The organism is Arcobacter sp. CECT 8989, from assembly GCF_004116715.1.
Taxonomy (GTDB): Bacteria; Campylobacterota; Campylobacteria; order Campylobacterales; family Arcobacteraceae; genus Halarcobacter.
Map to the genome: position 1 here is coordinate 40,265 of NZ_PDKE01000005.1, position 15,574 is coordinate 55,838.

Here is a 15,574-nt window from a genome sequence, read left to right on the forward strand (position 1 = left end):
TAATTCCAAAAAATATTTTTTTGGAGTTATTATGAAAAAGAAAAAAAAGCTTTCCACTATATTTAGAAATTGGCATAGAGACTTAGGTTATTTAGTTATTGGTATAACAATTGTTTATTCAATTTCAGGAATTATTCTTTCAGTTAGGGATTTACACCTTTTTGAAAAAGAGTATATTTTAAATGCAACTATTGAAAAGAACATTCAAGAAAAAGAGTTACAAAGTGAAATAGTTCTTGCTTTTAGTGAAAATGAACAAAAGAAAAACCTTCCTGCTCATATTATTAAAAAATCTGTATTAAATAAATTTGAACTACTAGAAAACAACAATGAGTTTATCAAGTATCAAATTTCAAGAAAAAAAGATATGAAGTTTATCACTTACTATAAAAATTCTGGAGAAATTATATATTCAATTAGTGGCTACCCTACTTTTATAAATAGTTTAGTAAAAGCTCACAAATCATCAAGTCAAGATAAATGGTCATATTTAGCACTTGCATATTCTGTAATCTTACTATTTCTTGCTATTTCTGCAATTTTTATGGTTAAAGGAAAGTATGGATTCAAAGAAAGAGGCATATATTTAACACTATTTGGAATAGCCCTTGTAGTACTGTTTTTATACCTTTAATTTATATAAACCTAGGATTTTAATAGTTTATATAATGTAAAAAATACAATTACTTTGATAAAATTCACCAAATATTATAATTAAGGATTTCTTTGCCAAGAAAGAAATTAAAAAAAGTACTTCCTACACACGAAAAAATAAAAGAACAAAAATTCTTAAAAATATTTGGTAATTTTTTACATAAAAGAGAATTATGGAGTCTATCTAGAAGAAAAGTTGTAGGTGGAGTTCTAATAGGTATTTTTGTAGCTTGCTTACCAATGCCCTTACAAATGGTATTATCAACTTTTTTAGCTATCTATTTTAGTGTAAACTTGCCTATTAGTTTTGCTCTTATATTTATTAGTAATCCCTTTACAATGCCACCACTTTTCTATTTTGAATATAAACTTGGAAATTTAATTTTAGGAAATACAAACCCTGTAGAGTTTAACTTTGATTCTATGTATGATAATTTTGAACAAATTGCTTTATCCCTTTGGACAGGAGCTTTAGTTCTTGGAGTATTTTCAAGTATTATTTGTGCAATATTTGTAAACTATTTTTGGATTATGAGTGTTAAAAAACAAAGAAAGAAATAGAAAAGAGTAAACTCTTTCCTATCTTGCGTAAGAAGAGGCTCTAAGCTCTCTAATTACATTTACTTTTATTTCTCCAGGATATTGAACTTTTTCTTCAATCTCTTGTGCTATTTCAGTTGCAAGTAAAATTGCTTCATCATCATTTACTAACTCAGCTTTTACTATAACTCTTACTTCACGTCCAGCATTAATTGCATAAGCATTAATAACACCTGTTTTAGAAGTAGAGATATTTTCAACCTCTTCTACTCTTTTTAAGAAGCTTTCTAATACTTCTCTTCTAGCACCTGGTCTAGCTGCACTTAGCGCATCAGCAGCACATACAGCAGCAGATTCTACATTGATAGGTTCTTCATGTCCATGGTGAGCATAAATACCATTAATAACTGTATCTGGCTCATCATATCTTCTACAGATTTCAGCACCTAAATCAACATGACTACCTGGCATATCATGAGTTAAAGCTTTTCCAATGTCATGTAAAAGTCCAGCACGTCTTGCTAAAATTGCATCTCCACCCATTTGTGCAGCTACTAATCCAGCTAAATTTGCAACTTCTAATGTATGCTTTAATGCATTTTGACCATATGAAGCTCTATATCTTAATCTTCCAACAAGTTTGATAAGCTCTGGATGCATTGATTTAATTCCAAGCTCCATTACTACATCTTCACCCTCTTTTAGGATGTTATTATCAAACTCTGTTTTTACTTTATTATAAATCTCTTCGATTCTTGCAGGTTGAATTCTTCCATCTTCTAATAACTCTTCAATAGTTTTTGTAGCAATTGCTCTTCTATAAAGATTAAAAGATGAAATTGTAATTGTATTTGGTGTATCATCAATAATAATATCAACACCTAATAACATTTCAAGAGCTTTAATATTTCGCCCTTCTTTACCAATAATCTTTCCTTTTGTTTCTTCATCATTAATAGGGATATTATTGATAAGCCTCTCAGCTGCAAACTCACCTGCATATCTTGTAACAGCTTGAGAGAACATATTGTTAATCTCATCTTTACTATTTTGCTCTGCAAGTTTATATCTTTTTCTAAAAATAGAAGCAATTTCAGCTCTGCTATCTTCTTTTACTTTTTCAAGCATAAGTTCTTTTGCTTCATCAACAGTTAAACCAGAAGCATTTTCTAAAACTTTAATAGCCTTAGTAATTTTTTCATCATAAGTTTTTTGTTGTCTTTTTAGACCATCTTTAATAGTTGTGATCTTCTCATTTTTCTCAACTATTTGAGCCTTTTCTTCTTTTATAGCCTTAAGCTCACTCTCTAAATGATGATTTAACTCTTTCTCTTTTCTTTCAATCTGAGAAAGCATATCGTCATACTCTCTTTTAGCAGCTTTGAACTCTCTATCATAATCTCTTTTTGCCTTAATTTGGGCATCCTTTAAGATTACTTTAGCCTCGTGCTCAATAACTTTAGCTTTTGCCTTTGCTTGTTCAATATAAATATCAAATTTTGCTTTATTTATTTTTTTTACTACGAATATCGTAATCGCAACACTAATAATTGCAACTACAATACCTACTACTACTAATTCCATATCAAAACCTTAATTTGTAATTACAAAATCAGCTTGAATATCGTATTTATTACTTAGTGTTTTATTCGCTTTACAAAGTGTTAGTTGAGTAAAAACAATAGTAGGTTTATAATCTAACCTATAAAAAAACTTGTCATACATTCCTTTACCAAAACCAATTCTTTTCCACTCTTTATCCATTCCCACAACTGGGACAATGGCTAAATCTATTTTTGGATGAACACAAAAAGAGTTATTTGGTTCCCTAATACCAAACCTCTTCTTTTGTAATGGCAATCTATACTTTACTAATTTAAAACTGTCCTTGTACATGAAAGGAACAAAAACATTAATTTGTTTCTTTCTTAACTTATTAATCAAAGGAAGTACATTTACTTCCATATCCATTGGAATATATAACAATATATTTTTGAAATTATATAATTCTATAAATTTTTCTAATTTCTCTACTGTCTTTTTATCTTTATATAACTTTAAAAAGCGGCTTGAAAACTCTAATCTTTTAATACATGATTTTCTGAAATCACTTTTGTGATTTTCTTTCATATTTAAGCCTTACTTGGGTAAAATTCTTACCTTAAATATTCTACCAATAAGGAATTAAAATGCAGTTTAAAAAAATAGCATTTTTAATAATTTCTGTTACACTTTTGTTTACTGGTTGTGGTTCAAAAGATGAAAAAAAAGAAATTATAAAAGAAAAGCAAACAAAATTTACACTACAAACAAATGATTTAAATAGTTTAAACATTGACGTAAAAGATAAACAAGTTTCAATACAAGAGTTACAAGGTAAAGCTGTTTTATTAAACTTTTGGGCTACTTGGTGTCCTCCATGTAGAGCTGAAATTCCGCACTTAAATAATTTAAAGAAGAAGTATAAAGGGCAACTTGAAATCGTTGGTTTTAACTTAGGGAAGAAAGATGGTACTTTATTAAGCCAAGAAGAATTAAATAGATTTATTGAAGAGTATGAAATAGGATATCCTATTACAAACAGTGAAGACAACTTCAAAATTGCAAACTTAGTTGGTCCAATACAGAGTATTCCTACAATGTTTCTAATCGACCCAAGTGGTAAAGTAGTACAAAAATATGTTGGTGTAGTTCCAGAAGAGATGATGGAATTAGATATTGATAATGCACTTGGAAAATAGTTAATGTTTAGTTTTTTTAAAAAGAAAAAAGAAAAAAAAAAAGTTGAAGAAGAAGTAGTTCTTCAAGAACAAGAAAAGGAAACTCCTTTAGAAGAAAACCCTAAAGAAGTTATTGAAGAAAAAGTTGAAGAAGAGACTTCATCAAAAGGTTTCTTTAGTAAAGCCTTATCAAAAACATTTGAAAACATTAAATCAGTTGTTCCTCAAAGAAAAGAGAAAATTGCCTTTGAAGATATTGAAGAGATGTTAATCGAAGCTGATATGGAATACGAAATCATTGAAAAAGCAATGGATGGTCTTCCTGAAGAGATTACAAGAAAGCAGTTAAGACATAGACTTGTAATGCTTTTTGAACATGCACCAGATGTTGACCTTTCAAATCTTCCTAAACCCTTTGTAAGACTTATCATTGGAGTTAATGGAGCAGGAAAAACAACAACTATTGCAAAACTTGCTAATAGGGCTAAAAATGAAGGAAAATCAGTTATCTTAGGAGCAGGAGATACATTTAGGGCTGCTGCTATTGAACAACTTGCAACTTGGGCACAAAAAATTGATGTTCCAATTATCAAAACAAAACAAGGTCACGATGCTAGTGCAGTTGCATATGATACTATTTCATCTGCTGTTGCAAAAGATATTGATAATGTTATTATTGATACAGCTGGACGTCTTCAAACACAAACTAACTTAAGTAATGAGCTTAAGAAGATTGTAAAAGTATGTGGTAAAGCACAAGAAGGTGCTCCTCACCAAAAACTTATGATTTTAGATGGAACGCAAGGTAATACTGCAATTGCACAAGCAAAAGCCTTTAATGAAATGGTTGGTGTTGATGGAATTATTGTAACAAAACTTGATGGTACTGCAAAAGGTGGTGCACTATTCTCAATCTCAAATCAATTAGAACTTCCAATTTTCTTTGTTGGAGTTGGAGAAAAACAAAATGACTTAATCGAGTTCAGCCCAGATGATTTTGTAGACTCTTTATTAGATGAAATCTACACTACTGAACAATAATTAATACTCTTTAAAGAGGTGAACCTTGAGAGCTTTAAACTCAAAACCTAATAAGTATTTATTTATAATACTTTTTATCACCTCTTTTTTTATTATCTTAATCTTTTATTTTCTAAACAATATAAACAATAGTAATAATCTTTTAAATAATCTTGAAAACTCTTTAACAACTACAAAAAACCTTTTTGAAGAGCAAAAAAGATATGCCCTATCTTTGGCTATTTTATTATCTGAAGATAAAGAGATAATAAATAGTTTTCAAAGTCAAAACAGAGAAGAGAGTTTTGAAGTTGTAAATAGAAAAATAAAAAGTTTAAAACAGCTACAAGATAGTAATTTTGAAGTACAAATCCATAATGAGAACTTAACTACATATTTAAGAAGTTGGGATATAGATATAAAAGATGTTCCACTAGCCTCATTCAGGCAAGGGTTAGTAAAAGTAAAAGAGCTAAAACAACCAATTGTTTCAATTGAACTAGGGAAAAGACTTAATATAAAAGCAATCTCACCTATTATAGAAAACAATAAATATATTGGTTCAATTGAGGCAATAATTAACTTTGAGTATTTAAGTAAAGAACTAAAGAAAAAAGGCTATAAACTATTTGTTTTATTAAATAAAAAATATTTAAATATTGCAAATGAACTTAAGAATAATGATGAAATATCAAACTATGTTTTAGTAAATAATACAAATATCAACTACCTAGAAGAGTTAAATCTTGATAGCCTAAAAGACTATGGATATATATCAAATAAAAATTTCTCTTTTGCATATTTTTCTTATTATGATTTACAAAACAATCATTTAGGATATATTCTAACTGGGATAAAAAACAACAAACACATAAATATCAACAATAGTTTTGACTATGAAACTGTGAATATTAACTCTGAGGTGAAGATAAGATGAGACTTTTATTACTTGAAGATGATTTAGATTATAGACAAAGTATCAAAGAGTATTTACAGACTTTAAACTACCATATTGATGACTTTGAAGATGGAGAAGAAGCATTAAGTGCAATCCATGAGAACAAATACCACCTTCTAATTCTTGATATTAGAGTTCCTACTTTAAGTGGATATGAACTAGTTAAAACAATAAGAGAAAATGGTGACAATACACCTGTTATTTATATAACTTCTTTAACAGACATAAATAATCTAAGCTTAGGATATGAGCTTGGTTGTAATGATTATATTAAAAAACCTTTTTCACCAAAAGAGTTAAAATATAGAATTGAACAACTTATAAAACTTTTTTATACAAATGAGACAAAAGAACAGATAAAACTAAAACCAAACTTCACCTATGACATTTTAAAAAAAGAACTTAAAAGAGATGATGAAATTATAAACCTTACAAAAAAAGAGAGTGATGTAGTTTTTTGTTTAGTTTCAAACAAAAATCAATACATAAGTATAGAAACTCTTCGAAGTGAAGTATGGGATGATAAATATATTTGTGAAGCAGATATTAGAGTTTGTATTAAAAAAATCAGAGATAAAACCTCTAAAGAGTTTATTGTCAATCAAAGAGGTATAGGATATAAAATTGATAGAGAAGAGTAAAAACTTTATATTAAAAATATCTCTTTTTTATACTGCGATATTCTTTATCTTTATTGCTATTCCCACATATTTTTACACAAACTTAGAACTTGAAAGTTATAAAAACAATCAAAATAGAGTTCTTATTGAGTATGCTCAAAAAGTACAAAGAACTATCTATGACTTTTCAAATTCAAAAAGTGATACTTTTATTTTCCCAAAATCTTTTAAATATGAAGCAACTTTATTAACAGATAAAAAACAAATTATTTACAAAACAAGAAATCTAAATCTAGATGAAAAATCAAAGCTTTTAAGTCTAGAAGTTGAATTATCAAGTAATAGATTAAAGGCAAAATATTTAAAGGTTTCAAAGAAAATCTCCTATGAAGAGGTTTATTTAAAAATACTTATCTTATCTATTTGCATTGGTCTTTTTATATTTATATCTATTTATTTGATCATAAAAGCAAGTATTGAACCATATAAAAAAGCAAATGAATATTTAGATGCTTTTTTTAATGATGCAATGCATGAACTTAAAACACCCCTTGGAATTATCCAACTAAATTTAGAGATGTTAGAAAGTAAAGAAGAAAATAAGAGTTCAAAAGAGCTTCAAAGGTCAATAAATGCCACAAAAAATCTATTTTTAGTATATGAAGATATTGAATACTTAATAAAAGAAAAAACAGTTAAATACAATAAAGAGCAAATAGACTTTTCATATCTTTTAAAACAAAGAGTAGACCAATTTGAAAGTCTAGCAAATCCTAAAAACATAAATTTAAAATTAAATATAGAAGATAACTTAACACTTTTAATAAATAGAACGCATTTATTAAGAATAATAGATAATACTCTTTCCAATGCAATCAAATATTCATTTAATGACACTGATATAACTATTAACTTACTTAAAGAAAATGAACAAATAGTATTTAGTGTAAGAAACTTTGCAGCACCTATAAAAAACAAGAAAAATATCTTTGATAGATACCAAAAAGAGAACCATATAAAGGGAGGTTTTGGTATTGGACTAAATATTGTAAAGAATATTTGTAAAATAAATAATATAGACATTTTCTTAGAATCTACAAAAGAAGATGGAACAATATTCAAATACAATTTCTTTAATTAAACTTAAACTATATTATTAAAAGTAAACATAAAAGTAACTTTATATTTGTACAATTATGCAGATTTAAAAAGGAGTTACTTATGAAACTTAACAACAAAAAACTTATTCTTGTTTCAACACTGATTGCAACACTGTTTTCTTCAAATGCTTTGGCTTTTGATAAAAAAGAGTTACAAAAAAGAAGTGATAGAGGTTTTGACAAACCAAAGATGGAATACAAAGTTCCAGATATAGACAAACTACCAGACAATGATTATGGTAAATTAGTAAGATACGGTAAAGAGCTTATTGTTCATACATATAAATATATCGGACCTGAAGTAGAAGATATGAGTATGAGATTTGCTGGAAATAATAACTCATGTCAAAACTGCCACTTAGATGCTGGTACAAAAAAATATTCAGCTCCTTTTATTGGAACTTATGGTGAGTTTCCACAATATAGACCAAGAGAGGATGGAATTGGTACTTTAACTGCTAGAATCAATGGTTGTATGCAAAGAAGTATGAATGGATACCCTCTTCCTGCTGAAGGTAAAGAGATGAAAGCTATGAAAGCTTATATGCACTTCCTAAGTCAAGGTTACCCTGTAGGTGGAGCTAAAGTTGATGGAAGAAGACTTACTAAAGTAGATAGAAAAATGGTTAAAACAACTAAAGCAGATGTAGAAAACGGTAAAAAAGTTTATACAAAACACTGTGCTTCTTGTCATGGTGCAGATGGTTTAGGTGTTAAAAATGAAGGTTTAGCAAATGGATATATGTTCCCTGCATTATGGGGTACAGATGATACATATAATAAAGGTGCTGGAATGTATAGAATCCTAAAAGCAGCAGATTTTATTAAAGCAAATATGCCATTAGGTGCAACAAAAGAGAACCCAATCTTAACAGATAAAGAGTCTTATGATGTAGCAGCATATATGAACCAAGATAGTCATTATAGACCTGAGAAAATCAACAGAACTTCTGATTTCCCAGATGATGTTGTTAAAGCTCCAGATGTTTATAGACCAAATATAGAAAACTTTGACCATAAATTTGGACCATATGGAAAAATTATAAAATAAATACTCCAAAAGAGTTAAGAGGTTTTAACTTCTTAACTACTTTTGATAAAAACTAATCTTACTCTATCGTAGATATAATTATAAATAACAGTAAATACTAAGACAAATGCCACAAAACCTATATCTAAAATAAATGCTTCGATAATTCCTATCTTCAAAGAATATGCAATTACAGGAATTGTAGGGAACAATAATCCAAATTCAAAAAGAATTGCATGGATACATCTTGTTTTAAAACTTCTATCTTCCCTTGGTCCAGTAACAAACTTATCAAAAATCCAGTTATAAATAAAGTTCCATATCACAGCTATTGCTGTAAGAGAAATAGTTAAAGTAAAAACTGTTGTAATATTATCTTTTGTAATAAATTTGAGAATAAGAGTAAAAATTATAACTAACAAAATCTCAAACAATATAGAGTGAATCAACCTCTCTTTAAAACTCATACTATTATTCTAACTATCTAAAAAAGAATATATCTTTCTAAAATAACTCTCTATATTTTCAAAAGAGTGATTTCCACCCTCTTCTATTACAAGTTCTGACTCTGATAATTTTTCAGCTGCTTCACTATAATCTAATACTTCATCTTCTGTTTGTAATAAAGTCATAAAATTTTCTTGTGTTTGTATCTCTTGAACTTCTAAACCTTTTAGTGTTTGAATGTGTTCATTTGTTACTTCAAAAGAAGAACCATCATAATAGTTCATTGTCATACCAACTTTATCTAAAGTTTTGTATGGATAGATTGCTGGATTAATTAATACAGCTTTTAAATCATATTTGTTAGCTAAATATATTGAGTAATATCCACCTAAAGAAGAACCTACTAAACCTACAGTTTCATCTTTTTCTAATAGTACTTCTATTAACTGCTCTAAAGTATCAATTGCAAGTTTTGGAATATGAGATAATGATGGAGCAATCAACTCTTCTTCAAAATACTCTCTAAATAAAGATGCTTTTCCTCCTTGTCCACTACTTGCAAAGCCATGGATATAAATAATTGTCATTCTTGTTCTCCTAATTTTAACTGTTTAGCTGCTAATGCATAACCACCATTTGAACCATCTACAAAGTGAACATGTTTTCCATGTCTTTCAAAGATTAAGCAAGTCATCAAAGATGAGTCAGATTTATGTATTCCATAAACTAGCTTTTTCTTTTCTTGCTCTTTTTGTAAATACTCTTCTAAAAGTTTTGTTTGTTTAAAACTTGTAGAAACTACCATTCTTAGCATATCATCAAACTTTTCATTATCTGTTGTGGAAACTATTCTTTGTTTGTAGCTTCCCCACTTATCAATATCAAATCTCATTAAAAGTTTTCCAATAAGATTTAGTAACTTCAACTTTTGTCTTATTAAGAACTTACCTAAAAAACTTTGTGAAAATAACGAAGCTTCAATATCAAGATTTTTATCTTGAAAACTTAAAATCAAGCCCTCTTTTAAAATAGGGTTTCTCTTTTCATTAGAACCTAAAATCTCATCAAGTTTTTCTAAAACCGTATCATATAAACTTTCATCAAAAGCTTTGATTAAAATTGTTAAATTTTCATCTTTGGGTGTTTTTATAGCTTCCCATCTACACTCTAAGCCAGATATATCTAAAATAAATTTTTCATCTTTTTTATCTTTTATATAAAAATCTTCATTTTGCTTAAGAAGTTTATCACTTAAATCTAAACCTCCGCCTTTTATTATTGCTTGAGAATAATCCTTTGAAACTTCATATTTTGCAATATATAAACTCTTTTCTAGTTCATATATCTTTTTTACAGGAACAACACCTACTCTTAAATCTAAACCATAAGAAGTTTTTGCTAAATCTTTTACAGCTAAAAGTGCTTGCTTTGATTCGTCTAATAAAGATTTTGGAATAAGTAAAAAAGAGCCATCCCCACCAAAAATATAAGGAATATCAAGATTCTCTCTTAGGTTTAATATTGAGATAATGGTTAAGGCTCCAACCATGTTTATCTGCTTATATTTACCTTCTTGAATCTGTTTTGTTGAGTTTGTTACATCACTTACGAGAACATACCAAGAATCAGGGAGTTTTTTATAAACAGAAGTGTCGGAGATTTTAGAAAAATCTTTTAGTAGTTTTAAATCTTTGTAAAAGTTATCATTCATAATTTACTTCTTTTAATTAATATAATATTTTACAAGAATATCAATTATAAAGAAGTATCAAAAGAAAAGGAAAGTCCTTTTCTTTTAGAATTTAGATCGTCTAACCTCTTCTACAACTTCAGTTGCCATCTGTTTAACATTTTTAACAACATCGTTTGTTTCTGAAGCAATTTCTGCATTCTCTTGTGTAGTTTTATCAAGTTGTGAAACTGCACTATTAATTTGCTCAATTCCAAGCATTTGCTCTTTTGAGTTAGTTGTAACTGTATCAACAATACTTGTTGTATTTAAAATATTGCTGTTAAGTTGCTCATAACCTTCGTACATAGACTGAACAATTTTTCTTCCATCGTTTGTACTTGCAGTTGCACTTTCAACTAAATCTTTAATCTCTTTAGCTGCTTCAGCAGATCTATTTGCTAGATTTCTTACTTCACCTGCAACAACTGCAAAGCCTTTTCCAGCTTCACCAGCAGTTGCAGCTTCAACAGCTGCATTAAGTGAAAGAATATTTGTTTGGAAAGCAATCTGGTCAATAATAGTAATTGATTCAATAATAGCTTCAACTTGTGAGTTAATAGACTCCATAGAAGAACTAGTTTGTTTAGATAACTCTTTACCTTTATTTACTTCATTTCTTAGAGAAACTGAGTTTGCTGATAACTCATTTATATTATTTGTATTTTCTCTCATAGTTTGAGTAATTTCTTCTAATGCTGCGGCACTCTCTTCTAAAGAAGCTGCTTGTTGATTTGCACTTACAGTTAATCTTTCCATATTTGAAGTTAGATTATCAGAACTACTATTTAACATATTTGCTGTATCTAGATTTTCTTGTAACATATGTGAAATCTCTTTACCAAGATTATCAACTCCACTCATAAGTGAACATAACTGCCCTTTACATGATAAAGAAGTTTGCTTAGTAAAGTCTCTTTTTTCATATGCTTTTAATACATCAATTGTATGAGAAATTGTACTATTTAAACTTGCAATCATTTCATTTAAATTGTTTGTTAACTCACTTATTACTGTATTTGAAGTTTTTGCCTCAACTCTTTTTGTTAACATTCCAGCACTAACTTCACTTACGATTCTTGAAACATCTTCAATTACTCTTTCATCTTGTTTGATTGTTTCTCTAATCTTTTTGATGTTTTCATTGATTTTTACAGTCATTTTTCCTATTTCATCTTTTGTTGTAACTTCTATAAGTTCAACATCATCTTTCTCTTTATTTAAGAATGATAAAAATGATAATAGCCCTCTCTCAAAAGTTTCTAGTGGGTCAACAATAGAGATTTTTGAAATATACGAAACAACTGCAATTAAAATAAGTACAATAACAATGATAATACTAACAAGAGTATAAATTAAAGAGTTTACATCATCATCAATCCCCTTTTCTATTCTTGCAATCTTCTTTTCAATGTCATCTACGTAAATACCTGTAACAATAGTCCAATTTAATTCTTCAATATATTTAGAAAATGCCATTTTCTTTAGTACTTCATCAGTCTTTGGCTTTTTATAATAGTATTCAACAAATTTTGAATCATCTTTACCTGTGTCAATTAAAGCTTTTCTAAATGCAAAACCTTTGATATCTGGTTTCATTACATCTGTTTTTTTACCGTTTAACTCAGGCTTTGTTCCATGAAAACCAAAATAGTAATCATTACCAATTTTTTCATAAGCAAAAAAGTACCCACTACCATTTAAAAATCTAGCTTTTGAAATAACATCAATAACTTTTGCTTTTGCCTCTTCTTTATCTGTAGAGTTCTTTACAATAGAATCAATTATTGTGTATGCAGTCAATATTTGATTCTTTAATAGTTCTTTCTTTTCCCCAACAATAGAACTATCAAACTCTTGAATTGTTTTACCACTATTCTTATACGTTAAGTTAATAGTAATAACTGTAGTAATTAATATTGCTATTGTTACTGGAAGAATAACTAGCGCCATTAATTTCAACTTAATACTTTTAAACATCATCACTCCTTCTTATACGTAACATAATATAAACAAATTTTTTAAAAGTAAATAAAATTTTACTTAATTTTTCAATAATAATTTGATTTATAAGTTTACAAAAAATTACAATTTTATTACATATTTATTTTAATAACAATTTTGTTTAATTAATAATATTAATACTTTTTTTATTACAGTTTGAAATATTTATTGAAGATATATAAAATAAATTCTAAAATGACCTAATTTATTGAATTAGTTTTTCTTCTCTTAATTTTATTAAATGATATAAATTCCATATAGCAAAAGGAAAAAGATAAAAAGATAAAATAAAAAATAAAATTACATAAATAAAATTAAGAACTAAAGTTCCTTTTTCGGGGAAAGCATGTACCTCTTTTATTGAATAAAAGGGAATAATTACTAGCACTGAAGAAAAAGCTAAAAAAGTTAGACTTGAAGCTAGTAAGAAATCAAAAAAATCTGAACTTGGAGAAGCTGTTGCCATAGTACCTACTGTCATTGAAATAAACCCACTTATTAAAACACCAATAAACAACTCAACTTTTAACCCTAAAACCAAATATTTAATTCTTTTTTCCATTAAAACTCCTATTTAAATGAAGGTGTACCTAAAATCTGAAATTTATTAATTATTAACTAAAACCTTATCTTTTATCTAGATACTTAGTAACATAATTGGAGTTTATGGACAAGTAAAAAGTCTAGAATCACATACTTTTACAGTCTTTAAATATTCAACACTTTTATTCTCTTGTTCTTTATTTGTTTTTCCTGTAAATGCCTTTTGGACAGCATAAAAACTATCTGCACCTTTAATAGCTTTAAGATACATAGTTTCTTCTTTTTTTGTAACCTTACTCAATTTACAATTCATCATAACTGTTTTAGTCTTATAACCATTTTGGAAAGATTCATTAATATCATTAAATGAAGGTTTTTCACAACTTTTTGACCAACTTTTTTTCATTATTTCAATATATTCATTAACTGAATACCTTAAGTTTTTATGATAAATATTTGTTGTAATCATTTCTGTCCAGTTTTCTAGCTCTTCACTTTTAGGAATAAATTCATAAAATGAAGTTCCATTCTGCTTTTTTTTATATGCCAATTTATAATCTTTTGGAAAACTTTGTAATAAGTTTTCATATTTCAATTTACTTGAAAACAAAGATACCGATATAAAAATAAGTAATAATAAAATTTTCATGCTGCTCCAATAAAATAATAAATTACATAATATAGTATAAAAAATAAATTTTATATTAAAACCTTGCATTTTGAAATATTTTTTCTTTTCTTAAAAAAACTTAACTATAATTGCATTTAGATTTAAGAAGGAATTACTAATGGCAAAAAAGAAAACATCACTTTTTGAGTGTCAAGCATGTGGAGAACAAAGTACAAAGTGGCTTGGTAAATGCCCCAACTGTGGCTCTTGGGATAGTTTTATGGAATTAAACCAAGAACAACAAGAAGTTTTAAAACAAACTTCTAAAGTTATAAATACAAGTTCTAAAGCAACTCCTATTACAGATATTAAACAAGATGATGTTGTAAGATTTTCTTCAAATAACGATGAATTTGACTTAGTTTTAGGTGGAGGAATAGTTCCAGGAAGTTTAACTTTAATTGGAGGAAGTCCTGGAGTTGGAAAATCTACACTGTTACTAAAAGTGGCAGGTTCTATTGCAGCAAGTGGTAAAAAAGTTTTGTACGTTTCAGGAGAAGAGAGTTCAGGACAAATAAAACTTCGTGCAAATAGATTAGATGCAAATCATAAAGAGCTATTTTTATTAAGTGAAATTAAACTTGAAGAGATACAAGATGAACTATTAAGACAAAATTATGATGTAGTAATTATTGATTCAATTCAGACAATTTACTCTTCAAACTTAACAAGTGCACCAGGAAGTGTTTCGCAAGTTAGAGAAATCACTTTTGAGCTTATGAGAAAAGCAAAAGAGTCTGATATTGCTATGTTTATTATTGGACACATTACAAAAGATGGTTCTATTGCAGGTCCTAGAGTTTTAGAACATATGGTTGATACTGTTTTATATTTTGAAGGTGAAGCAAGTAAAGAATTACGTATGTTAAGAGGTTTTAAAAATAGATTTGGTTCAACCTCTGAAATAGGTATTTTTGAAATGACACAAGAGGGACTAATCTCTGCAAAAGATATTGCTTCAAAATTCTTTGATAAAACAAAAGCACAAGCAGGTTCAGCCTTAACTGTAACCATGGAAGGAACAAGAGCCTTAATCATAGAAGTTCAAGCTTTAGTTACTGAAAGTACTTATCCAAACCCTAAAAGAAGTGCTACAGGATTTGATGCAAATAGATTAAATATGCTTCTTGCACTCCTTGAAAAGAAAATTGATTTGCCATTAAATCACTATGATGTTTTTATAAATGTTTCTGGTGGAATAAAAATCAAAGAGAGTTCTGCTGATTTAGCTGTTATTGCAGCTATTATTTCTTCTTTTAGAGATAGACCCATTTCAAAAGAGTCTGTATTTATTGGTGAAGTTTCACTAACAGGTGAGATTAAAGATGTATATTCTATTGATTTAAGACTAAGAGAAGCCCAAGCTCAAGGTATTAAAAAAGCAGTAGTTGCACAAAAACCAAATTTAAAACTTGATTTAAAAGTTTTCCCAGTAGACGAAGTTCCTAAAATGATAGAATTATTTTAGATTGATATTTT

The 15,574-nt window shown here is 28.0% G+C and carries 16 protein-coding genes and 1 pseudogene; 9 read left to right on the plus strand and 8 right to left on the minus strand.

Annotated elements, in window-relative coordinates; genetic code table 11:
- Positions 1 to 31 precede the first annotated feature (31 nt).
- Complete coding sequence (locus CRV02_RS06105) at positions 32 to 634, plus strand: hypothetical protein (RefSeq protein ID WP_129089589.1); 603 nt, start codon at positions 32 to 34, stop codon at positions 632 to 634.
- Between the two features lie 92 nt (positions 635 to 726).
- On the plus strand, positions 727 to 1,215 hold the full coding sequence (locus tag CRV02_RS06110; RefSeq protein ID WP_164968589.1) for a DUF2062 domain-containing protein: 489 nt from the start codon (positions 727 to 729) through the stop codon (positions 1,213 to 1,215).
- Positions 1,216 to 1,233: 18 nt separating this feature from the next.
- On the opposite strand, the gene rny is transcribed toward CRV02_RS06110, so the two are convergent.
- Both rny and CRV02_RS06120 read right to left on the minus strand, forming a co-directional pair.
- Complete coding sequence (rny, locus tag CRV02_RS06115) at positions 1,234 to 2,778, minus strand: ribonuclease Y (protein ID WP_129089590.1); 1,545 nt, start codon at positions 2,776 to 2,778, stop codon at positions 1,234 to 1,236.
- A 9-nt stretch (positions 2,779 to 2,787) separates the two neighbouring features.
- Complete coding sequence (locus CRV02_RS06120; protein WP_129089591.1) at positions 2,788 to 3,324, minus strand: 5-formyltetrahydrofolate cyclo-ligase; 537 nt, start codon at positions 3,322 to 3,324, stop codon at positions 2,788 to 2,790.
- Between the two features lie 59 nt (positions 3,325 to 3,383).
- Between CRV02_RS06120 and CRV02_RS06125 the strand changes: the two genes are divergently transcribed.
- The 6 genes from CRV02_RS06125 (at position 3,384) to CRV02_RS06150 (ending at position 8,723) form a co-directional block, all read left to right on the plus strand.
- Positions 3,384 to 3,935, plus strand: coding sequence for a TlpA disulfide reductase family protein (locus CRV02_RS06125; protein ID WP_129089592.1), 552 nt, complete (start codon positions 3,384 to 3,386; stop codon positions 3,933 to 3,935).
- Between the two features lie 3 nt (positions 3,936 to 3,938).
- On the plus strand, positions 3,939 to 4,955 hold the full coding sequence (gene ftsY / locus CRV02_RS06130; RefSeq protein ID WP_129089593.1) for a signal recognition particle-docking protein FtsY: 1,017 nt from the start codon (positions 3,939 to 3,941) through the stop codon (positions 4,953 to 4,955).
- A 25-nt stretch (positions 4,956 to 4,980) separates the two neighbouring features.
- Positions 4,981 to 5,871 (plus strand): cache domain-containing protein, encoded by an 891-nt coding sequence (locus tag CRV02_RS06135; protein ID WP_129089594.1) that lies wholly within the window; start codon positions 4,981 to 4,983, stop codon positions 5,869 to 5,871.
- Positions 5,868 to 6,533, plus strand: coding sequence for a response regulator transcription factor (locus tag CRV02_RS06140; RefSeq protein ID WP_129089595.1), 666 nt, complete (start codon positions 5,868 to 5,870; stop codon positions 6,531 to 6,533). Before CRV02_RS06135 ends, CRV02_RS06140 begins: the two co-directional genes overlap by 4 nt.
- Positions 6,517 to 7,653: a HAMP domain-containing sensor histidine kinase gene (locus CRV02_RS06145; RefSeq protein WP_129089596.1), complete on the plus strand. Its 1,137-nt coding sequence runs from the start codon at positions 6,517 to 6,519 to the stop codon at positions 7,651 to 7,653. Before CRV02_RS06140 ends, CRV02_RS06145 begins: the two co-directional genes overlap by 17 nt.
- Before the next feature lie 80 nt (positions 7,654 to 7,733).
- Positions 7,734 to 8,723 carry a c-type cytochrome gene (locus CRV02_RS06150; RefSeq protein ID WP_129089597.1) on the plus strand — a complete coding sequence of 330 codons (990 nt, stop codon included), beginning with the start codon at positions 7,734 to 7,736 and terminating at the stop codon, positions 8,721 to 8,723.
- Between the two features lie 32 nt (positions 8,724 to 8,755).
- Here the strand turns inward: CRV02_RS06150 and CRV02_RS06155 are convergent, their stop codons facing one another.
- The 6 genes and pseudogenes from CRV02_RS06155 to CRV02_RS06180 all read right to left on the minus strand — a co-directional run bounded on the left by CRV02_RS06155 (position 8,756) and on the right by CRV02_RS06180 (position 13,975).
- A complete protein-coding gene (locus CRV02_RS06155; RefSeq protein ID WP_129089598.1) occupies positions 8,756 to 9,169 on the minus strand; it encodes a PACE efflux transporter in 414 nt (137 codons plus the stop codon).
- Positions 9,170 to 9,178: 9 nt separating this feature from the next.
- Entirely contained in the window at positions 9,179 to 9,736 is a 558-nt protein-coding gene (locus CRV02_RS06160; protein ID WP_129089599.1) for a YqiA/YcfP family alpha/beta fold hydrolase, read from the minus strand.
- A complete protein-coding gene (locus tag CRV02_RS06165) occupies positions 9,733 to 10,860 on the minus strand; it encodes a DUF3095 domain-containing protein (protein ID WP_129089600.1) in 1,128 nt (375 codons plus the stop codon). Before CRV02_RS06165 ends, CRV02_RS06160 begins: the two co-directional genes overlap by 4 nt.
- An 84-nt stretch (positions 10,861 to 10,944) precedes the next feature.
- Positions 10,945 to 12,735 (minus strand): annotated as a pseudogene (locus CRV02_RS06170) (methyl-accepting chemotaxis protein); the annotation flags it as partial.
- A gap of 352 nt (positions 12,736 to 13,087) precedes the next feature.
- Positions 13,088 to 13,444 carry a hypothetical protein gene (locus CRV02_RS06175; RefSeq protein WP_129089601.1) on the minus strand — a complete coding sequence of 119 codons (357 nt, stop codon included), beginning with the start codon at positions 13,442 to 13,444 and terminating at the stop codon, positions 13,088 to 13,090.
- Positions 13,445 to 13,546: 102 nt separating this feature from the next.
- A complete protein-coding gene (locus CRV02_RS06180) occupies positions 13,547 to 13,975 on the minus strand; it encodes a hypothetical protein (RefSeq protein ID WP_129089602.1) in 429 nt (142 codons plus the stop codon).
- Positions 13,976 to 14,213: 238 nt separating this feature from the next.
- On the opposite strand from CRV02_RS06180, the gene radA reads away from it, so the two are divergent.
- On the plus strand, positions 14,214 to 15,563 hold the full coding sequence (radA, locus tag CRV02_RS06185; RefSeq protein ID WP_129089603.1) for a DNA repair protein RadA: 1,350 nt from the start codon (positions 14,214 to 14,216) through the stop codon (positions 15,561 to 15,563).
- Positions 15,564 to 15,574 lie beyond the last annotated feature (11 nt).